The organism is Xanthomonas sp. fls2-241-TYG-148, from assembly GCF_030208815.1.
In the GTDB taxonomy this organism is placed as follows: Bacteria; Pseudomonadota; Gammaproteobacteria; order Xanthomonadales; family Xanthomonadaceae; genus Xanthomonas; species Xanthomonas campestris.
Genome location: NZ_JARVTE010000006.1, coordinates 40,310 through 60,293, shown reverse-complemented (window position 1 = coordinate 60,293; position 19,984 = coordinate 40,310). Strand labels below are relative to the sequence as shown.

Sequence of the window (19,984 nt, the reverse complement as noted above, 5' to 3'; positions counted from 1 at the left end):
TGCGGTTTGAGCAGCGCTGGCGCGTCATCGGTGGTGCGAGCTGTCTGGCAATGGATGGCGGCGGCCGTTCCCACGGCATGCTCTGCCGACGCGGGTGATCGCCATCAACAGTGACGACCGGATTGGTTGGTGATGCGCGCGCTGCGCGACACCGGCCAACACTGGCGAAGGTCGGCCACCCTCAATCGATCGACGGACGATGCGGCGGACGTGCGCGCCGATACAACAACTGCACCGCCCAGGCACTGGCCAGGCCGATCGCGCCGGCGGCAAAGTGGCTCCAGTCGAGCACGCGTGGCGCCGCGCCATTGGCATTGTGGCCCCAGAAGTTGAACCACAGCAGCACGATCGCAGTGACGATCATGCCCAGCCAGAACCACAGCCGCGTCGCGCCGATGGCATAGATCAGGAACGGCAGCGCCGCACCGATCAGGAAATGCACCGGAAAGAAATACGCCGTGCCGTACGGCCGCATCAGGTACCAGATGATCGCCCCAAACAGCCCCAGAAAGGCGAACAGGCCCAGGGCAAGCAAACGGGTTTGGGTCTTGACGGTGGTCATCAGGCAGCCTCGCAGGTGAGAACGTCAGCCTACCGACGCGCAGGTCACGTTGAGGTCAATGCGCGTGCGCCTGCATGCCGCGCCTTCGCAGCATTGCTTCGGGCCGCTTGTGCTGCTGCGATGCAGTCGGCGCTGCATGTGCGCAAAAAACAGGCGGTTGCGTCATCAAGCGCCATCGCGCTGGTGGCCGGTTGATGCGTCATTGATATCGTTGGCCAATCCCAATGGGATGCGGTTGTTGTGTACTGCCGATGCGATGGACCCGCAAACATCACGATGGCGGCGGTGTCGTACATGTTGCAACGTGGCGCTGCTGTCGCGTTGCCGTTCGAGTTGCCGCATGCATGGCGATGCAACACGCCAGTGTGCATGGCACATGTCGAACTGCTAAGGCTCGAGTTTGCCGGCGTAACGCTCGCGCACATGCTGGCTGATGTAGGTACTCAATCCGCGTCCGTCCGCGGCCAGGCGTTGCATGGTGGCGATCGCCTCGGCGCCGGCACTGGCGTCGGTGTACACGTACGTTTCGCCACTGCGAAATCGCACCGCGATCGCGCCGGTGGTGATCGCATAGGCCACCACGCCGGAGTCGCCATCGCGGTTGCCGTAGCGCTGCAGCGAGGGAGTACGGCGCGTGACCATGCACACAGGCTAGGGCGGCCACGGTGAGGATGCGTTCAACGGACGCGGCCGCCTGCGCCACTGTGCGCGCGGTGGTGGCTCAGCTCGCCGGCAGACCTGGCAACAGCGCAGTCAACGCCTGACAGCGCTGCGCGAAGTCTGCGTGCAGCTGGCGAATGGCGGGCGAGAACTGCTTGCGATGCGGGCACACCAGCTGCAATGGCAGCCGGTCGCCGTAGGCCGGCAGCAGCACTTCCAGGCGCCCGGCCTGCACATCGGCGCAGACATCCAGCCACGACTTATAGGCGATGCCTTCGCCCGCCACCGCCCAGCGCCGCACGACGTCGGCGTCGTCGCACAGCATCGCCCCACGCACCGGCACGGTCTGGCGGCGGCCATCACCCTCGAACTGCCAGCGGTCGTACGGGCGCCCGGCCAGCACGTACAGCAGACAGGCGTGCTCGCGCAGTGCCTCCAGCGTGCTTGGCCGCCCATGCCGGTGCAGATAATTCGGTGCGGCCACCAGCACGCGGCGGTTGTCCGGCGCCAGCGGCAGTGCCACGTGGTCGGCGTCGTCGATGCGCCCCAGCCGGAACGCCACATCCACCGGTGCGCGGTACAGGTCGGCCACCTGGTCGGACAGGTGCAGGCGCAGCGTCAGCCGTGGATGCGCGGCGCGGAACGCGGTCAGCCACGGCAGCAGCACATTGCGGCCCAGGTCCGACGGCGCGGTCACCTGCAGCAGCCCGTGCAGCGCCCGGTCGCCGCCGCGCACCTGCTCGCGGCCATCGCGCAGCAACTCCAGCACCTGGCGCGCGTACGGCAGGTACTGCTCGCCCTCGGCGGTGAGCCGCAGGCTGCGGGTGGAGCGTGCAAACAGGCGCAGGTCCAGCGCCCGTTCCAGCCGGGCCACTGCGGCACTGGCCTGGCCCGGCAACAGGTCGGCCTCGCGCGCGGCACTGGAAAAACTGCCCAGCGCCGCGGTGCGCACGAACAGCGCCAGATCATCGAACCGGACCATCTTCTCTCCAACAGTGAAACTGCTTGCGCAGTTTGCCGGTTTTTCCGGAAATGGCGATGGCGCACGCTGCAGCTCCTCGCCCCACGGCCACCGCCATGAAAGCCATCGCCTACCCGCAACACGGCCTGCCCATCGACGACCCGCGCGCGCTGGTTGCGCTCGACCTGCCACTGCCCACGCCCGGCCCGCGCGATCTGCGCGTGCGCATCCACGCCATTTCGGTCAACCCGGTCGACACCAAGGTGCGCGCCACCGCGCCGGTAGAGGCGCCGCGCGTGCTCGGCTGGGACGCCAGCGGCGTGGTGGACGCGGTCGGTGACGAGGTGACCCTGTTCCAGCCGGGCGATGCGGTGTACTACGCCGGCGCGTTGACCCGCCCCGGCACCAATGCCGAATACCACCTGGTGGACGAGCGCCTGGTCGGCCGCAAGCCCACCACGCTCGACGACGCGTCCGCCGCCGCGTTACCGCTGACTGCCCTTACTGCCTGGGAACTGCTGTTCGACCGGCTCGGCATTGCCGAAGGCGGCGGCGCAGGCCAGACCCTGCTGGTGGTCGGCGCGGCCGGCGGGGTCGGCTCGATCCTGGTGCAACTGGCGCGCGCGCTGACCCAGCTTACCGTGGTGGGCACCGCCTCGCGCCCGCAGACGCAGGACTGGGTCTATGCGCTCGGCGCCCATCATGTGATCGACCACACCGAGCCGCTGGCCGCCGGCCTGCAGCGCATCGGCATCGCCCATGTGCAACATGTGGCCAGCCTCACCCATACCGACCAGCACTTCGCGCAATTGGTCGAGGTGCTCGCCCCGCAAGGCCAGCTGGCGCTGATCGACGACCCCGCCACGCTCGATGCGCTGCCGCTCAAGCGCAAGAGTCTGTCGCTGCACTGGGAACTGATGTTCACCCGCTCGCTGTTCGCCACCGACGACATGATCGCCCAGCACCACCTGCTCAACCGCGTCGCCGCGCTGGTGGAGTCCGGCGTGCTGCGCACCACGCTAGGCGAGCACTACGGCCGCATCACCGTGGACAACCTGCGCCGCGCACACGCCGCGCTGGAATCGCACCGCACCCGCGGCAAGCTGGTGCTGGAAGGGTTTTGAGCGAGCGGTGGCCGCTGCGCGGGGCGTTGATGTTCACCGGCTCGCTGTCCGCCACCGATGACACGATCGCCCAGCATCACCTGCTCAACCGTATCGCCGAACTGGTGGAGTCCGGCGTGCTGCGCACGACGCTGGGCGAGCACGACGGCTGCATCACCGTGGACAACCTGTGCCACGCGCACGCGGCGCTGGAATCGCAGCGCACCCGCGGCAAGCTGGTGCTGGAGGGGTTTTGAACGAGCGGTAGTCGTGATGGCGGTGGCCGCTGCGGATGTGGCGCCACAGCGCGTCTCGCCTTCGCGCGCGATGCAGGGCGGGCACCAGGTCGGCGGCGGCTGCGCTGCGGTGATGAGGCCTGGATTGCGAGCGATGGCACGCGATGTGTGGATGGCGGCATCGGTCTGTGCATGGTGTTGCGATCAATCCCGCTAAGGACCGATTGCGCGTGGCAGACGGCCGCGCAGTCGGTCGTTGCAGTACGGCGCAGGTCGCAGTGCACCGCCAGCGCGCGCCACGCAGTTCACCCCGAACCAGCGCGCGCCCTCCCGACATCAGGCAGCCGCTACGCCGACCCTGCAGCCGGCCACCCACTGACGCAGCTGCTGCGACCGGCACCGCTACACTGCGCGCATGTCATCCGAATCCCTCATCCTCATCGGGCTGCTGTGCGCAGTCTTCGTGCTGCAGCTGGCCATGCTGCTGCGGCGCTCTTCCACCACCGGGCTGGAGCAGGCGCTGCGCGCCGAACAACGCGACGGCCGCGGCGAACTACGCGAACAACTCGAAGGCCTGGCGCGGCAGCAGGATGGCCGCCTGGAAACCTTCGCGCGCAATCTCACCGAGCTCTCCACCCGCACCGACCAGCGCCTGGACCTGCTGCGCGACGCGCTCGGCGAAGATGCCCGCAAGGCACGCGAAGAAAGCACCCAGGCGCAGCTGCGCACCGGCGAGCTGCTCACCGGGCGGCTGACTGAATTGCGCACCCAGCTCGATGGTTTTGGCCAGCAGCAGGAAGCCCGTATCCACGTGTTCGGGCAGCAACTCACCGAGCTGATCGCACGCACCGACACCCACATGGCCGCGCTGCGTGAAGCGCTCGCCGAGGACGCGCGCAAGGGCCGCGCCGAAGCGGGCGAGTCGCAGCAGCGCTTCACCGAAGCGCTGGGCCAACGCCTGACCGAGCTGACCCAGCGCAACGAACTGCGCATCGGCGAGATGCGCGCCACGCTCGAGCAACAGCTGGCCAGCCTGCAGAGCGACAACGCCAGCAAGCTGGAACTGATGCGCGCCACCGTCGACGAGAAACTGCAGACCACCCTCAACACGCGCCTGGACGCCTCCTTCAAGCTGGTATCAGAGCGGCTGGAGCAGGTGCAGCGCGGCCTGGGCGAAATGCAGCAGCTGGCCACCGGCGTGGGCGACCTCAAGCGCGTGCTCACCAACGTCAAGGACCGCGGAGGCTGGGGCGAAGTGCAGCTGGAGAACATCCTGGAGCAGACGCTGACGATGGAGCAATACGCGCGCAGCGTACGGGTCAAGCCCGACAGCGCAGAAGCGGTGGATTTCGCGATCCGCCTGCCAGGGCGAGGCGACGACACGGTGGTGTGGCTGCCGGTCGATGCCAAGTTCCCGCGCGAGGACTACGAACGCCTGATCGACGCGCAGGAAAAGGGCGACCTCGACGCGATCAAGAGTTCGACCGCACAGTTGGAACGCGCCATCCGCATCCAGGCCAAATCCATCAGCGACAAGTACGTCTGCCCGCCGCACACCACCGACTTCGCAGTGATGTTCCTGCCCACCGAAGGCCTGTACGCCGAAGTGATCCGCCGTGCCGGGCTCGTCGACCTGTTGCAGCGCGAACATCGCGTGGTGCTGGCCGGGCCAACCACGTTTACCGCCCTGCTCAACAGCCTGCAGATGGGCTTCCGGACCCTGGCGATCGAAAAGCGCTCCAGCGAGGTCTGGCAGGTGCTGGGCGCGGTGAAGAGCGAGTTCGGCAAGTTCGCCGGCATTCTCGAAAAGGCCGAGCGGCAGATCACCACGGTCGGCAAGAGCCTGGGCGAAGCCAGCCGCAAGACCCGCACCATCGAGCGCCGCCTGCGCGGCGTGGAAACCCTGGCCGGCGAGCAATCGCAGGCGCTGCTCGACGACACCGGCAACGACGACACCGGCAGCAGTGATGACGAGGCCGGTGACGAGCAGGAATGAGTGTGGCGGGCAGCGTGCCAGTGCGGATCTTTCGTGCGCACGCCCAACGGTGAGCCGGCCACACCGTAACCAGCGCGGGCAAGCCATTCACCGCACAGCCGCACCCGGCGCATCGAACCGCCTTCTGTAGGAGCGCCCTCGGGCGCGACGAGGCATTCCCGATAACGCCCCATCGCGCCTAAGGGCGCTCCTACACGGCCGAAGCCATCTCGTAGCCGCCGCGCGTTTGGTAGTGATCCACCCCGCTGCAAATCGACGCACAAGCCACGTAATCGGCAAGCTCTCACCTCGCAACGGATCTCCCGTGGGAGCGCCCTCGGGCGCGATGAGGCCTTCCCTGTGACGCCGCAGTGCTCCCGGCTACGCCCCCACGCCGCAGCCGCAGACATCGTCCACCCCGAGCACGCCACGCAGACACACCAGCCGCGATGCTTGCCTCACCTTGTTCAAGAAGAAGCCCGCATGTCGAGCCGATGGATGTACACGACACTGTCCGCACTGCTGCTGGCCGCCTGCAGCAATACGCCCACCACGCAACCGTCCCAGGCGGCGGGTGTGACACCTGCACCATCAACATCCGCAGACGCTGCCGCCTGCACCGCCAAAGGCGGTCAGATGCGTCCGGTAGGCCGCATGCAGACGCCGCGGTGTGTGGTGCCCTACGCCGATGCCGGCAAGACCTGCACCGACAATTCGGATTGCAGCGGTGATTGCCTGGCCACCAGCATCGTGCCCACCGGCACCGCCACCAGCGGCACCTGCCAGCGCGACAGCGATCGCTTCGGCTGCCGCCAGGAAGTGGTCGGCGGCATGGGTCAGGCAGCGCTGTGCATCGATTGATCCGCTGACCTCGGCGCGCCGGGTGCAGCGCTCGCGCTCGCCCGGCGGTTATGCTCTGGCGCTTCCTCCAACAGGACGCACCGATGAGCCAGAGCATCCACGACATTCCCGTGACCGACATCAACGGTGGCGCCACCAGCCTGGCCGCGCATCGCGGCAAGGTGCTGCTGGTGGTCAACGTCGCCTCCAAGTGCGGGCTGACCCCGCAGTACGAAGGCCTGGAAGCGCTGTACCGCGACAAGCAGGCCCAGGGCCTGGAGGTGCTGGGTTTCCCGGCCAACGACTTCAATGGGCAGGAGCCCGGCAGCGAGGCGGAGATCGCCCAGTTCTGCCAGCTCACCTATGACATCACCTTCCCGCTGTTCTCCAAGATCGCCGTCACCGGCGCCGAGATCCATCCGTTGTACCAGGCGCTGACCAGCGCACAGCCGCAGGCCACCGGCGATGGCCCGATGCGCGAAAAGCTGGCCGGCTACGGCGTCGCCGCCAATCCGGCACCGGGCGTGCTGTGGAACTTCGAAAAATTCCTGATCGGCCGCGATGGCCAGGTCATCGAACGCTTCGCACCCGACGTCGCCGCCGATGACGCCCGCCTGCGTCAGGCCGTGGATGCGGCGTTGGCGCACTAACCCGGGCTGCTTGGACAAAGACATGTTGCGACTCGTCATCCAGTCAGCCACCTGTTCGAGTTCGGTCGAACAGGGCGCTGCCACGCGGGCGGTCTCAGCAGTTGCAGCCCATGTTGACTGACCGTGCAGACGTAGAGAAGAGCAATGCGTGAAAGCCAAAGAGGCACCGTGAGGCACCTACTTCCACTCCTGAGCCTTCTTTGCTGCGGTTCAGCACATGCATCTGATCTATGTGTGGACCTTGCGACGACTGCGCAGAGCAATGCTTGCTGGACCAAAGAGGTTGCGCAGTCGCAGGCACACCTCGACGACTATCTACAGGCGGCACGCACAAGGGCGCTGACAGATTTCGGTCTGTCAGCCGATGCGTTCGATGCAGCGCAAGCTGCCTGGCGGACTTATAGCGAAAGGCAATGCGGCAATGTGCGTGTGTTGTGGGGCACCGCATCAGTCGCGCTGGCGAAAGCGGCGAGCTGTCGCGTCGATCTCAACGATCAGCGCTCCCATGATCTATGGAAGAGCTACCTCACCTACGCCGATCGCACTCCTTCCGTCATGCCCGAACCGGCGCTGCGGTCCGGTAAATAACACTGCCATCGGACGAACGCCTGCCTGAAGCAGAAGGCATCGGTACCAACACGCTGCACGTATCACGCGGAGCAGGGCGGCATGCGCCGCAACAAAAAAGCCCGGGATCGCTCCCGGGCTTTTTTGTTGTGCAGCAAACTACTCACCCACCCATCAGCGAATCCACTGCGGGATCGGCATGGCGTCCACCGGGACCGTGCTGTCCTTGTCTTCGCGCAGGTAGTCCGGCAACTCGCCGTCTTCCTTGCGCTGGCTGCGCAGGTCGCGGGTGATCTGGTAGTTGCGGCGCTGCATCCAGGCATCGCGGGTCAGGGCGTATTCGTCCGGGGCCTGGTCGCGCAGTGAATCCAGCGACATCAGCTGCGCGCGGGTGTCCACCAGCTGCAGGCCCTGCAGGGCGAAGCGTGCGCCGCTGTCGTCGAGCTGGCGTAGCGGCGAGAGCGGAATGTCGCCGCCCAGGCCGAAGGTGTCGCGCACCGTGCGTGGGCCGAACAGCGGCAGCTCGAAGTAGCGCGAGTTGCGCCAGCCCCACACGCCCAGCGTCTGGCCGAAGTCTTCGCTACGGCGCGGGATGCCGGCGGCGCTGGCCGGGTCGAACAGGCCGGCCACGCCCAGCGTGGAGTTCATCACGAAGCGGCCCAGGGTCTGCACCGCGTAGACCGGGTGGCCCTGCAGCAGCTGGTTGACCATGGTCAGCGGCGAACCCAGGTTGTCGAAGAAGTTGGTCACGCCCAGGCGCGCCGGGCGCGGCACCACCTTGGTGTAGCCGGTCGCCAGCGGCCGGGCCACGCCGCGGTCCACCGCCAGGTTGAAGCGGTGCATGCCGCGGTTGTAGCGCTCCCACGGGTCGTAGGCCGGGGCCCCGCCAGGCAGGGCCGGGCCTGCGGCTGCGCCGCCGGCTTGCGGCGTGGTGGAGCCGTACAAGGCGTCGAAATCATCTTCGGCCGCGGTCGGCGCGCCAGGCGTGCCGCTGTCGGCAGCGCTGCTGGCCGGCTCGGCCTCTGCAGTCGCCGCAGTGGCGGGCAGGGCGTCGGGCGCGGCGAAACCAGCCGAGGCCGGCTGCGCCGTCACCCCGGCATCGTCGCGCACGGCGGTGTCGGAGGCGCTGGCAGCAGCATCGGCGGCGGGCGGGGCAGACTTGGGCGTCTGGCTCGCGCAGGCGCCCAGCAGCAGGCAGGCCAACAGGGAAAGGGAGCGGAACTGATTCATGGGGGTGGCACTCAGGCCTGAAAATCGAGAGAGGGCGACAAACGGTAGGCGGCGCACAATTCGTCCAGACCGGACGCCTTGCCCACTACCGTGCCATTGCCGTTGCTGCGCAGGCGCGCGGCCAGTTCGGCCAGCATCGCCACGCCGGCGCTGTCCAGGCGTTGTACACCGGAAAGATCCAGCGTGCGGGCGCCAGCGAGTTGCGCGAGCGCGCGCGGCCACAGATCCGTGACCGCGGCCCGGTCGAGCACGCCGCTTACCGCCAGCGTGTCGCCGTTGCGCTGCAGTTGGTCGTTACTGGCCATTGGCCGGTGCCGCACCCACCTGCAGGTTGCCGCTGCGCAGGTCGGCCGCGACCTTGGCGATGCCCTTTTCGCGCAGCGGGCCGTCGAACTGAGTCTTGAAGGTCTGTACATAGGAGATGCCTTCGATCATCACGTCGAAGATCTTCCACTGGCCGCCGCTGTTGCGCATCAGGTAGTCGACCGGGGTCGGGTCGTTGCCGGCGCGCAGCAGGTCGGTGGAGACCTTGACGCCGCGGTTGCCCGGCAGCGCGCTTTCAGACTTGGCGCGGAAGGTCGGCTTGCCTTCGAAGTTCAACAGGGCAGTGCCGTAGCGCTGCATCAGGTTCTCGGCCAGCGCATCGGCAAACAGCTTGACGTCCGCATCGGAGGCGCCGCGGCCGTGCACGCCCAGCACCAGGCGGGCCGAGTAATCACGATCGAAGGCCTTGTTCAATTCGCCATTGATGTACTGGCGCAGGGCGGCCGGGTTGCCGCGGAATTCGGCGCGGCGCTGATCCAGCGTGGACAGGATGCGGGTGCTGCTGTCGATGACGGTCTTGGTGGCCGCGCCCTGGGCAGCAGGCGCGCTGGCGGTGGCCGGCTGTGCCAGCACCGTGGCCGGTGCGCACACCAGCAGGGTCGAGGCCAGGACAGCGGAGAGCAGGGTGGTCTTCATGGGGTTGGTTCCGTAGAGGGGGAGGCGGGCTGCGCAGGCGCGGGCGCCTGGCCGTTGGCAGCGGGGGCATTACTGCTGCCGCCGCCACCACTGAACATGTATTTGCCGACCAGCTGCAGCAGATCCACCGCCGGTTGGGTGAAGCCGATTTCGTCGCCCGGCTTGAGCGTCTCCGGGTCGCCGCCCGGCTGCAGCCCGATATAGCTCTCGCCCAGCAGGCCGCTGGTGAAGATGCCGGCCGAGGTGTCGGCGGGCAGATCCTTGTATTTGGTGTCCAGCGACAGGGTCACCACCGAATCGAACTTGGTCGGATCCAGGCTGATGTCGGAGACCTTGCCAATGGTGACGCCGCCGATCTTCACCGGCGCCTGCGGGCGCAGCTGGCCGATCTGGCTGAAGCGCGCAATCAGGGTGTACTGGCTGGAGCCAAAGCCCCAGCGCTGGTTGGTCGAGGCCACCGCCAGTACCAGCAGCGAGGCCAGGGTCAGCAGCAGAAACGCGCCGACGGCAAATTCGAGTCGTGGTCCACGCATGGCCATGGGGTTATCTCACTCCTGGTGGTGCAGGTGCCCCGATGCGGATCGGAGCGGATGGTTCGGTGGGTCCACACACCGCAGGTTGCGGGCGGGTGCGAGAAGAGCGGTAGATCATCGGAACAACATGGCCGACAGCACGAAATTGAACATCAGCACCAGCAGCGAGGCGTTGACCACCGCACGCGTGGTGGCGATCGAGGTGCCTTCGATGGTGGGCTCGGCATGGAAGCCCACGTAGGCGGCCACCAGCGCAGCAGTACCGCCGAAGATCGCCGACTTGAGCATCGCCACGCCGAAGTCGTCCCAGAAATCCACGCTGTTGCTCAGCCCCGACCAGAAGGTGCCGTTGTCGATGCCCAGCACGTGGACGGCTTCGAAATAGCCGCCGGTAATGGCCAGCGAGCAGAACACGCCGGTCAACAACGGCACCGTCAGCACCGCGGCCCAGAAGCGCGGCGCCACCGCCTTGGCCACCGGGTCGATGGCCATCAACTCCAGCGCCTTGATCTGGTCGGTGGCCCGCATCAGGCCCAGCTCGGCGGCGATCGAACTGCCGGCGCGGCCGATGAACAACAACGCGGTGAGCACCGGCGCCAGCTCGCGGTACAGCGACAGGCCAAGCAAGGTGGACAGCGCATCGGAGGCGCCATAAGTGGTGAGCGTGCGATAGCCCTGCAGCGTCAGCACCAAGCCGACGAAGGCGCCACCCACGGCGATGATCGGCAGCGAGCGCGCGCCGACCTTGTAGATCTCGCGCACCAGCTCGGCAATGAAATCGCGTGTGGGCAGCGAGCCGCGCAGCACGGTCAGCGAGAACAGCCCGGCGCGGCCGAAGGCACGGATCGATTCGGCAATAGCCATCAGGCAGCACTCCGGTCGCGGCGCGGCGCCGCATCGAACGGGATCGGGCCGTCCGGCTGGCCGTGCAGGAACTGCTGCACGAGCGGGTCGGTGCTGTCCTGCAGCTGCTCGGGGGTGCCGGCGAACACGATGCCGCCATTGGCGATCACCACGGCCTGGTCGCAGATCGGCAGCGTCTCGTGCACGTGGTGGCTGACGATGATGCTGGTCAGGCCCAGGCTGTCGTTGAGGCGCTGGATCAGGCTCATGATCACGCCCGAGGCGATCGGGTCCAGCCCGGTCAGCGGCTCGTCGTAGATCATCAGCGGCGGGTCCAGCGCCAGGGCGCGCGCCAGTGCCACACGCCGCGCCATGCCGCCGGACAACTCACGCGGCCAGGCATCGGCCGCGGCCAGCAGGCCGACCGCATGCAGTTTCATCTGCACCAGGCGCTGCAGCACCGGCGCCGGCAGGCGGGTATGCGTGCGCAGCGGCAGCGCGACGTTGTCGGCCACGCTCAGGTCGGTCAACAGGCCATTGCCCTGCAGCAGCACGCCAACATTGCGGCGCATCTCCAGCAGCGCCCGGCTACCGCGCGGAATTTCCTGGCCGAACAAGGTCACGCGGCCGGCCACCGGGCGCAATTCGCCAGTCAGTGCCGCCAGCAAGGTGGACTTGCCGCTGCCGGAGGGACCGAGCACGGCCGTGATGCTGCCGCGTGGGACATCCAGCGACACATCGCGCAGGATCGCGCGTCCGCCGCGATCGATGCGGACACCGGACAATTGCACGACAGGGGATTCGGACGCCGTCATTGCAGCCTTTAACAGAATTCCAACGCGATAGAGTAACCGTCACACGGCTGAACATAACCGAACCGGTGCGTGCAGTATTGTCGCATGCGCCTGTACCGCAGACAGATGGCCAACGTCCCCACAACTGCAACGCCCCGTCTCACGAGCGTGACGCAGCACGGGGTTCGTACATGGTTACGTTGTGTGAGGTATGCCTGCACGTAGATGATGGAGCCGCCTTAGCCAGCCCGAGCGTGCAGATGGATTTGCTGACCCTGGAACACTTCGCAGGAAGCGTCAACGACACCTTCTCTGCTGCCTTGAACGACGGCGAGATTCCCTTTGTGCTGGTCGAGGCACGCCCGCTGCCGACCACGCAGGCGGTGCACCGGGCGCCGTTCTCGCTGCTGTTCCGCAACAGTTCGGCGTTTCTGTTTCCACAGCAGATCTATCAGCTACGGCACAGCCGGCTGGGCGAGGTCGGGGTGTTTCTTGTGCCGGTAGCACGCGAGCGCGACGGCTTTTTGTATCAGGCGATCTTCAACTGAGTGGCGTGGCCGCCCTCCCGGCGGGCTGCCAGTGCATCGCAAGGTGGGTACTGCTGGCGTCGCGTGCGAGAAAGCCCAGGCGCGCATAAAGCCGGCGCGCCGCAGGATTGGCATGCAAGACGTGCAATGCCACGCCACAGCCTGCGGCCTGCGCCAACCTCTGCGCATGCATGATCAATGCGGTGCCCACGCCCTTGCCGCGCCAATGCGATAACAGACTGATATCGACCAGCACGTGCTGCACGGCTGCGCGTTGAAGATACAGCCGGCCGATGCGTTCGTCCGGCGTCTGTACGATCAGAAAGTCGGCGTCGGGATAATGCTGCCGATAATGCGTGCGTTGCAGTGCGAACTGCTGATCCACAAACGCGCGCTTGGTCGCCTCCGGCCAGGGGACGTGCGCCAGTTCGTCGCTGCGTGTGCCGGCATAGAGATCGCGTAGCCAAGGCACATCGGTGTCGTGTTCGGCGCGCAGTGCGATGCGGTGCGCAAGCAGTGCAGGCATGCGCTCGCACGCTGCTTGCGGATACACGCTCGTTGGAGTCGCGGAAGCATCGCCCTGCATGGCGTCAATCGAACTGTGGATAGGTGCCAGACAATGCAATGCAGAAATTCACCGCCAGATACGGTTGCTGGTTCTGGTGGGCCAGGCCGTTGCCGGTTGGCAGCAGCGCCGCCGGCGAGAACTGGGTGTCGGGTTGTGTCACCGTCACGAACGGGCGTGCTGTGCTGCCGCCCAGCGCTGAAAGCGCTGCGCCATTGGCGGGCGTGCCGCTTTTCTTGGTCGAATCCGGTTGCGTGAACGCGCTGACGCCATGCTGGTGCGGCGGGATCTGCGTGGGCAACAGGCTCACGGCGGCCGTGCCGAAGCTATTACCCAACTGCCGGCTGCTCAGTCCCGGGCCCTGCCCCTGCTCGCAGCCGGCGCGTCCACAGAAGTTCGGCAGTTGAAACGTGGTCGTGCCGTTACCGCCATAGACGATGCCGAGCAGCGAGTACAGCGTGGTGTTCTGCTGCAGCGGCAGCGTGGCGCCGTTGCACAACGCCCAGCCGACGGGATTGAAATCGAAGCCGAATAGCTGGATTTCGCCGATATAGGGTTCGGTCATGAACGAGGTCCTTCTGTAGAACGTGCAGGCACCGCACCGAGCGCGGCGCGGTGAATGGGCTCAGCTCTGCTGCGGGAAAATGCCGACAGTGGAAATGCAGTACTGCACCGTCAAGGTCGGCATGGTGTTCTCGTGCGCCAGGCCACCGCCGGTGATCGTGGTCGACTGCGTGGCCATCGGCGCTGCCGTGGCACCGGTGGTGTCGGTCGCGTAGAACACGTCGCCGGTGACTGTGCCAGGCAATAGGCCGGACGGCGCGGTGGCCGTCGCGGCAGCGGTTGTGGCCACCAACGTATGCGTGTGCGCCGGCAACTGCAGTCCGGTCAGTGCAACTGTCTCGGTGCCAGCCGTCTGGGCGATCACGTAGTTGCTCAGGCCCGGGCCCTGGCCCTGATGCAGCGGCACGCGCCCGCGCAGATCCGGTACCGCGAAGGTGTTCTGCCCATCGCCGCCGTAGGTGGTGCCGATTAGCATGAACAGCACCTCGTAGTCGGAGATCGATAACAGGCTGCCGTCGCAGGCCTGCCAGCCTTGCGGAGTACGCCCGAAGCCGAACATGCGGATCTCGCCGATGAATGGAGTGGCCATGGTGTCCTTTCTGGTCGACGGGCGCGCTGCCCCGCGGCGGTGGCACGCTGCGTTTATGAAATGCAGCCCCCGCGCTAGCTGCGCGAGGGAAAGATGCCGGACAGCGCGATGCAGAAATTGAGCGTGGTGTACGGCTGCAGGTTCGGATGCGGCTGGCTGCCACCGGCCTGAGCCACGGTTGCTGGATTCATTGCCACCAGGGGTCCCGGCGCCGCATACAGCGCGGTGGCCGGACCGGTCGTGCTGGCATTGGTGCCGAAAGAGCGGCCGCTGGGACTACGGTTGTTGCCCGCAGCGCTGGAACCCTCCAGCAAATGGTTGTGCGCTGGCAGGTTGTCGGCCAGCAGCGAAACGTTCTCGGCGCCGGAGTTCTGGCCCATCGGTAGCGGCGGCGGTTGCCAGGCCGGATCTGCAGATGGCGCAAAGCCGACCGGTGTGCGCCCGCGCATGTCCGGCAGCGCGAAGGTGGTACTTCCATTGCCGCCGAAGCGCGTACCAAGCAAGCTGAAGAGCGCCTGGTTCTGGTTGACCGGCAGCAACTGCCCATTGCACTGCGCGAAATATTTTGGCGCGAAAACGAAGCCGGTCATCATGATCTGACCCATGAAAAACTCGCTCATGCGGATTTCCTTCCCGTAAGTGCAACACCGACCGCGTGTCGGGGTTATTCGTACAGATACTTGTCCAGTTCTGATTGAGCAAGCCTGGAATATCTGGAACTGGAATGAAGTATTAAGTTTTCATTGTTTATTCGTCAGTCAGTTCCTGTTCAAATACGCTCGCAATGCCGAAGGGGGAAATCTCTAGGGCGGCGTTGCCTTCAGGCACGAGGATCGTTGCCGGCGCCGGGGATGGCGCGCTCCAGGGGTGTGGACAGTGAACAAGCAGCGTAGGTTTCTAGCGGACGCCACCGGCGGCCGCGCACGTTTGGTCGTGATGTTTGTCCTGTTCGCGATGACGCTCTTTGCACCAGGCTGGGCGATGGCGCAAGCCTCGACCTACTGCCCGACCTTGAACGCCACTGTGGTGCGGGGCGGTTCGGTACAGATCGACGTAACGACCTGCGATGGCACGGGCGTAGACGATATCGGCGTTGGCTGGAACGGTGTGCAACCTGCGCACGGCACGATCGTGGTCCCCAATCCGAGTGGCGCGCAGGGCACGCAGATCGTCACCTACACCCACAACGGTGACAGCGCCACCAGCGACACGTTCCCGCTAGAAGATGGCCGGGGCGACACCATCACCGTCAACATCACCATCACCCCGTCGCTGTCGGCCAGCATCGCGGTGAGCCCAGCCAGCCGCAACGAAGACAGCGGCGCCGCCTTCACCTACACGGTGACGCTGAGCCAGAGCAGCAGTTCGGCGACCACGGTGAACCTCAGCCGCAGCGGCACCGCCACCAGCGGCACCGACTACACGGGTGCGCCGAACAGCGTGGTGGTGCCCGCCAACGCCACCACGGCCACCTTCTCCGTCACCCCGGTCGCCGACACCACGGTGGAGGCCAACGAGACGGTGGTGATCAGCGTGGTCAGCGGCAGCGGCTATGCCATCGGCAGCCCGTCCAGCGCCACCGCCACCATCGTCAACGACGACTTTCCGACCGCATCGATCACGGTGTCTCCGGCCAGCGTGCCCGAGGACGGCGCGGCCAACCTGATCTATACCGTCACGCTCGACCAGGCTGCGCAGAGCGCGGTGTCGATTGCCTTCAATGTCGGCGGCAGCGCGACCTCGGGCAGCGACTACGCGGCCGTGAGTTCGCCGCTGACGATTGCCGCCGGCCAGATCAGCGGCACCATCACCATCAATCCCACCGCCGATGCCACCATCGAACCGGACGAGACCGTGGTGATCAGCCTCGCTGCGGGCAGCGGCTACAGCGTAGGGTCGCCCAACAGCGCCATCGGCACCATCGCCAACGACGACCAGCCGACGCTGTCGATCAACGACGTCTCGGTGAATGAAGGCAATGCCGGCACGAGCAATGCCACCTTCACCGTCTCGCTCAGCCAGCCGGCCGGTGCCGGCGGCGTCAGCTTCGATATCGCCACCGCCGATGGCTCCGCCACCGCAGGCGTGGACTACGTCGCCTCCAGCCTCACCGGGCAGACCATCCCCGCTGGTAGTAGCAGCGCGACTTTCACCGTGCTGGTCAACGGCGACACGCTCAGCGAACCCAACGAGACCTTCTTCGTCAACGTCAGCAACGTCAGCGGCGCCGGGGTCAGCGACGCCCAAGGCCAGGGCACCATCGTCAACGACGATGCGCTGCCTTCGCTGTCGATCGACGACGTCAGCGTCAACGAAGGCAACAGCGGCACCACCACGGCCACCTTCACGGTGACCCTGAGCGCGGCCAGCGGCCAGACCGTGTCGGTCAATTACGCCAGCGCCGACGGTACCGCCACCGCCGGCAGCGACTATGTCGCGCGTTCCGGCACCCTGACGTTCGCGCCCGGCACCACCGCGCAAGGCGTGGCCATCACCGTTAACGGCGATACCGCGGTCGAGCCGAACGAGACCTTCAGTGTCGCCCTGTCCGGCGTCAGCAACGCGTCCATTGCCCGCGCCACCGGCACCGGCACCATCATCAATGACGATGCAGTGGTGACGGTCGGCCCGGCATCGCTGCCGTCGGCCACCGCCGGTAGCGCCTACAGCCAGAACCTGAGCGCCAGCGGCGGCACTGCGCCGTACAGCTTCGCCGTCACTGCCGGTGCGTTGCCGGCCGGGCTGACCCTGAGCGCTGCCGGCGTGCTGTCCGGCACGCCCACGGCCACCGGCAGCTTCAACTTCACCGCCAGCGCCACCGATAGCGGCAACCCCACCACCGGCAGTCGCGCCTATGCGCTGGTGGTGGCCGGGGCGAACGTGATCCTGCCGGCAACCACCCTGCCGGCCGGCACTGCCGGCCAGGCGTATTCGAGCGCGATCACGCCAGCAGCCGGCGGTATCGCACCGTATACGTACGCGGTCACGGCCGGCGCCTTGCCGGCGGGTATCACGCTCAATAGCGCCACCGGCGCCGTGACCGGAACGCCTACCAGCGCGGGCAACTTCGCCTTCAGCGTGACCGCGACCGACAGCACCAGCGGCACGGCCTCGCAGGCCACCCAGAGCTACGCGGTGACGATCGCCGCGCCGACGATTGTGGTTGCCCCATCCGCGCTGCCGACCGCCACCCGCGGCACGGCCTATAGCCAGACACTGAGCGCCAGCGGTGGTACCGCGCCGTACACCTACACGCTCAGCGCCGGCAGTCTGCCAGCCGGTCTGACCCTGGCCAGCAACGGCACGTTGTCGGGCACCGCAACAGCGGAAGGCAGCTTCACTGTCACCGTCCGGGCCACCGACGCGGGCAACTTCACCGGCGACCAGGCCTACAGCCTGACGGTGGCGGCACCGAACCTGGCCTTGCCGGCCAGCAATTTGCCGGCCGGCACGGCAGGGCAGGCGTACACGGCGGCGATTTCGCCGGCGACCGGCGGCACCGCGCCGTACAGCTATGCACTGACCGCGGGCGCATTGCCGAGCGGTGTGGTGCTGGACGCCGCAACCGGCGCGCTCAGCGGCACGCCAACGGTGTCTGGCACGTTCAACTTCACCCTGACGGTCACCGACAGCACGCCCAGCCCGGCCGCGCAGGCGAGCCAGAGCTACACACTGAGCATTGCCGGCGCCACGTTGGTGCCGGGTCAATCCACGCTGCCGCCAGCGGTGCGTGGTACGCCGTACAGCCAGGTGTTGACTGCCACCGGTGGCGTTGCGCCGTACACCTACAGCGTTGCCAGCGGCACCTTGCCGGCCGGTCTGACGCTGGCCAGCAACGGCGTGTTGTCAGGCACGCCCACCGCCGAGGGCAGCACGTCCTTCACCATCGCGGTGGCCGATGCCGGCAACGCTACTGCGACGCAGGCGTACACCTTCACGGTGAGCACTGCGGCCCCGGTTGCCGTGGCCGATACCGCGGCCACCATGAGCGATGCGGCGGTGACGGTGCCGGTGACCGCCAACGACACCGGCAACATCACTGCGATCGCCATTGCGACCGCGCCGACCAACGGCACCGCCGTGGTCAATGGGCTGGAGCTGGTGTACACGCCGGCGGCCGGGTTTGTCGGCACCGATGTGGTGAGCTACACGGTCGCCGGCAGCGGTGGAACCTCGGCCGCAGCAACGGTGACCATCGCCGTCAATGCGCGCCCGATTGCCGTGTCGGTCACCGCCGAGGCGGTGCCGGGTGCGGCGTCGCAGGTCGATCTGACCCGTAATGCTACCGGCGGGCCGTTCGTGGCTGCCGCGGTGGTCGCAGTGCTGCCGGCCTCGGCCGGGACCGCCACCATCACCCAGGTGGGTGCAGCGGCGGCAGCGGCGCGCACTTCCGGCTTTGCGCCTGCGGCCACTGCGCAGGCTTCTTCCCCCAGCTTCATGCTGACCTTCGTGGCGAACCCGGCCTTCGTCGGTCAGGCCACCGTGCAGTTCACCTTGTCCAACGCGTTCGCCACCTCGGCGGCGGCAAGCGTGACCTTCACCGTGGCGCCGCGGCGCGACCCGAGTGTGGATGCGGAAGTGCGTGGCCTGATCGATGCGCAGTCCGAGTCGACGCGGCGCTTCGCCAAGGCGCAGATCGACAACTTCCAGCGCCGTCTGGAAGCCACCCACCGTGGCGGCAGCACGCTGAGCAATGCGGTGACCTTCCAGCCGACCTCGCATTGCCGCCAGGCCGATCGCGGCATCAGCGCGCAGCCGTGCAGCCCGGACACCCAGGATGCCGACAACGAGTTCCGCGATGCGCCGGCGATGGCAACCGGCAGCACCGGCGGTGCGCAGGGCCAGGGCGACCTGGGCCTGTGGGTGGGCGGTGCGATCCGCTCCGGCAGCCTGAATAGGCAGGCCAACACCAACGGCGTGGACTTCCAGACCGATGGCTTGAGCGTGGGTGCGGACTACCGGCTGGCGCCGTCGCTGGCAGTGGGTGCGGGCCTGGGTTGGGGCCGCGACGACAGCGATGTAGGCAGGAACGGCAGCCACTCCAAGGCCACCGCCTACACCATGGCGCTGTATGCCAGCTTCCATCCGGGCAAGGCGTTTTTCTTCGACACCCTGGTGGGTTATCAGCTGCTGTCTTACGACCTGCGTCGTTTCGTCACCGACGACGCTTCGATGGCCGAAGGCAGCCGCGACGGCAAGCAGTGGATCGCCTCGCTGTCCAGCGGTGCGGACCTGCAACGCGGCAATCTGCAGATCACCCCGTATGCGCGGGTGGATGTGGCCCGGGCAACCCTGGATGGGTACGTCGAAGATGGCATCGCGCCGTTCGCGCTGCGCTATGACGACATGGATGTGGCCACCACCACCGGCAACCTGGGCCTGCGCCTGGAATGGCGCCGCGATGTGGCCTGGGGACGCCTGACCCCGCAGGTCCGCGTGGAATACCAGCGCGACTTCCAGGGCCGCGGCGACGCAACGCTGGGCTATGCCGACATCATCGGTGGCCCGGTGTATCGCACCGGTCAGAACGCGTTCGATCGCAACCGCCTGATGGTCGGTATCGGTGCGGCCTTGCTGACCGAACAAGGCCTGTCGACGCGGCTGGAATACCGCGGCATCACCGACGGCGACAGCGGCAACGATCAGACCTGGATGATCAACCTGGAAAAGAAATACTGATCGCGTCTGTCGACGGGCAGTGAGCAATGCGAAGGGCCGTGCAGATGTACGGCCCTTCGCGTTTGTCGGGTGCGTCGCTTAGGAGCGTGCAGCCGGCGAGTGGGTGCGCACTTCGCCGGGACTAGTGGTGCAGCGCTGTAGGTCCA

The 19,984-nt window shown here is 67.0% G+C and carries 22 protein-coding genes; 8 read left to right on the top strand and 14 right to left on the bottom strand.

Features of this window, described 5'->3' with window-relative positions; genetic code table 11:
• Positions 1-181: 181 nt before the first annotated feature.
• The 4 genes from QRM60_RS09475 to QRM60_RS09460 all read right to left on the bottom strand — a co-directional run bounded on the left by QRM60_RS09475 (position 182) and on the right by QRM60_RS09460 (position 2,204).
• Positions 182-562, bottom strand: coding sequence for a hypothetical protein (locus tag QRM60_RS09475; RefSeq protein ID WP_285446070.1), 381 nt, complete (start codon positions 560-562; stop codon positions 182-184).
• Between the two features lie 44 nt (positions 563-606).
• Positions 607-858 carry a hypothetical protein gene (locus tag QRM60_RS09470; protein WP_285446069.1) on the bottom strand — a complete coding sequence of 84 codons (252 nt, stop codon included), beginning with the start codon at positions 856-858 and terminating at the stop codon, positions 607-609.
• Positions 859-949: 91 nt separating this feature from the next.
• Positions 950-1,180 (bottom strand): hypothetical protein, encoded by a 231-nt coding sequence (locus tag QRM60_RS09465; RefSeq protein ID WP_285446119.1) that lies wholly within the window; start codon positions 1,178-1,180, stop codon positions 950-952.
• Between the two features lie 103 nt (positions 1,181-1,283).
• Positions 1,284-2,204 carry a LysR family transcriptional regulator gene (locus QRM60_RS09460; protein ID WP_285446068.1) on the bottom strand — a complete coding sequence of 307 codons (921 nt, stop codon included), beginning with the start codon at positions 2,202-2,204 and terminating at the stop codon, positions 1,284-1,286.
• A gap of 95 nt (positions 2,205-2,299) precedes the next feature.
• Here QRM60_RS09460 and QRM60_RS09455 point away from each other — a divergent pair, with 95 nt between their 5' ends.
• The 6 genes from QRM60_RS09455 to QRM60_RS09430 all read left to right on the top strand — a co-directional run bounded on the left by QRM60_RS09455 (position 2,300) and on the right by QRM60_RS09430 (position 7,575).
• Complete coding sequence (locus tag QRM60_RS09455) at positions 2,300-3,307, top strand: zinc-binding alcohol dehydrogenase family protein (RefSeq protein WP_285446067.1); 1,008 nt, start codon at positions 2,300-2,302, stop codon at positions 3,305-3,307.
• On the top strand, positions 3,304-3,543 hold the full coding sequence (locus QRM60_RS09450; protein WP_285446066.1) for a zinc-binding dehydrogenase: 240 nt from the start codon (positions 3,304-3,306) through the stop codon (positions 3,541-3,543). Before QRM60_RS09455 ends, QRM60_RS09450 begins: the two co-directional genes overlap by 4 nt.
• Before the next feature lie 442 nt (positions 3,544-3,985).
• Complete coding sequence (gene rmuC, locus QRM60_RS09445) at positions 3,986-5,518, top strand: DNA recombination protein RmuC (RefSeq protein WP_285446118.1); 1,533 nt, start codon at positions 3,986-3,988, stop codon at positions 5,516-5,518.
• A 462-nt stretch (positions 5,519-5,980) separates the two neighbouring features.
• On the top strand, positions 5,981-6,358 hold the full coding sequence (locus QRM60_RS09440; protein WP_161963442.1) for a hypothetical protein: 378 nt from the start codon (positions 5,981-5,983) through the stop codon (positions 6,356-6,358).
• 83 nt (positions 6,359-6,441) lie between these two features.
• Complete coding sequence (locus QRM60_RS09435; protein WP_285446065.1) at positions 6,442-6,987, top strand: glutathione peroxidase; 546 nt, start codon at positions 6,442-6,444, stop codon at positions 6,985-6,987.
• A 234-nt stretch (positions 6,988-7,221) separates the two neighbouring features.
• The gene (locus tag QRM60_RS09430) at positions 7,222-7,575 is read left to right on the top strand and encodes a lysozyme inhibitor LprI family protein (protein ID WP_014509651.1); all 354 of its coding nucleotides are present in this window, start codon (positions 7,222-7,224) and stop codon (positions 7,573-7,575) included.
• A 153-nt stretch (positions 7,576-7,728) separates the two neighbouring features.
• Here QRM60_RS09430 and QRM60_RS09425 read toward each other — a convergent pair whose 3' ends face one another.
• The 6 genes from QRM60_RS09425 to QRM60_RS09400 form a co-directional block, all read right to left on the bottom strand.
• Positions 7,729-8,784 carry a VacJ family lipoprotein gene (locus QRM60_RS09425; protein ID WP_285446064.1) on the bottom strand — a complete coding sequence of 352 codons (1,056 nt, stop codon included), beginning with the start codon at positions 8,782-8,784 and terminating at the stop codon, positions 7,729-7,731.
• A gap of 11 nt (positions 8,785-8,795) precedes the next feature.
• On the bottom strand, positions 8,796-9,089 hold the full coding sequence (locus QRM60_RS09420) for an STAS domain-containing protein (RefSeq protein ID WP_012439719.1): 294 nt from the start codon (positions 9,087-9,089) through the stop codon (positions 8,796-8,798).
• Positions 9,079-9,744, bottom strand: coding sequence for an ABC transporter substrate-binding protein (locus QRM60_RS09415; protein WP_070694076.1), 666 nt, complete (start codon positions 9,742-9,744; stop codon positions 9,079-9,081). The genes QRM60_RS09420 and QRM60_RS09415 overlap by 11 nt, the downstream gene beginning before the upstream one ends.
• A complete protein-coding gene (gene mlaD, locus QRM60_RS09410; RefSeq protein ID WP_014509648.1) occupies positions 9,741-10,283 on the bottom strand; it encodes an outer membrane lipid asymmetry maintenance protein MlaD in 543 nt (180 codons plus the stop codon). The genes QRM60_RS09415 and mlaD overlap by 4 nt, the downstream gene beginning before the upstream one ends.
• Before the next feature lie 108 nt (positions 10,284-10,391).
• Positions 10,392-11,141: an MlaE family lipid ABC transporter permease subunit gene (locus QRM60_RS09405; RefSeq protein WP_012439718.1), complete on the bottom strand. Its 750-nt coding sequence runs from the start codon at positions 11,139-11,141 to the stop codon at positions 10,392-10,394.
• On the bottom strand, positions 11,141-11,935 hold the full coding sequence (locus tag QRM60_RS09400; protein WP_042595386.1) for an ABC transporter ATP-binding protein: 795 nt from the start codon (positions 11,933-11,935) through the stop codon (positions 11,141-11,143). The genes QRM60_RS09405 and QRM60_RS09400 overlap by 1 nt, the downstream gene beginning before the upstream one ends.
• Before the next feature lie 239 nt (positions 11,936-12,174).
• Here QRM60_RS09400 and QRM60_RS09395 point away from each other — a divergent pair, with 239 nt between their 5' ends.
• The gene (locus tag QRM60_RS09395; RefSeq protein WP_040942156.1) at positions 12,175-12,462 is read left to right on the top strand and encodes a hypothetical protein; all 288 of its coding nucleotides are present in this window, start codon (positions 12,175-12,177) and stop codon (positions 12,460-12,462) included.
• On the opposite strand, the gene QRM60_RS09390 is transcribed toward QRM60_RS09395, so the two are convergent.
• The 4 genes from QRM60_RS09390 to QRM60_RS09375 all read right to left on the bottom strand — a co-directional run bounded on the left by QRM60_RS09390 (position 12,455) and on the right by QRM60_RS09375 (position 14,779).
• Positions 12,455-12,967 carry a GNAT family N-acetyltransferase gene (locus tag QRM60_RS09390; protein ID WP_193589201.1) on the bottom strand — a complete coding sequence of 171 codons (513 nt, stop codon included), beginning with the start codon at positions 12,965-12,967 and terminating at the stop codon, positions 12,455-12,457. The two genes, QRM60_RS09395 and QRM60_RS09390, sit on opposite strands and share 8 nt — an antisense overlap.
• A gap of 64 nt (positions 12,968-13,031) precedes the next feature.
• On the bottom strand, positions 13,032-13,571 hold the full coding sequence (locus QRM60_RS09385) for a tail fiber protein (RefSeq protein WP_011039265.1): 540 nt from the start codon (positions 13,569-13,571) through the stop codon (positions 13,032-13,034).
• A gap of 60 nt (positions 13,572-13,631) precedes the next feature.
• A complete protein-coding gene (locus QRM60_RS09380) occupies positions 13,632-14,159 on the bottom strand; it encodes a tail fiber protein (RefSeq protein WP_012439714.1) in 528 nt (175 codons plus the stop codon).
• A 74-nt stretch (positions 14,160-14,233) separates the two neighbouring features.
• Entirely contained in the window at positions 14,234-14,779 is a 546-nt protein-coding gene (locus QRM60_RS09375; RefSeq protein ID WP_115557190.1) for a tail fiber protein, read from the bottom strand.
• Between the two features lie 316 nt (positions 14,780-15,095).
• Here QRM60_RS09375 and QRM60_RS09370 point away from each other — a divergent pair, with 316 nt between their 5' ends.
• Positions 15,096-19,838: a putative Ig domain-containing protein gene (locus QRM60_RS09370; protein WP_285446063.1), complete on the top strand. Its 4,743-nt coding sequence runs from the start codon at positions 15,096-15,098 to the stop codon at positions 19,836-19,838.
• Positions 19,839-19,984: the final 146 nt, after the last annotated feature.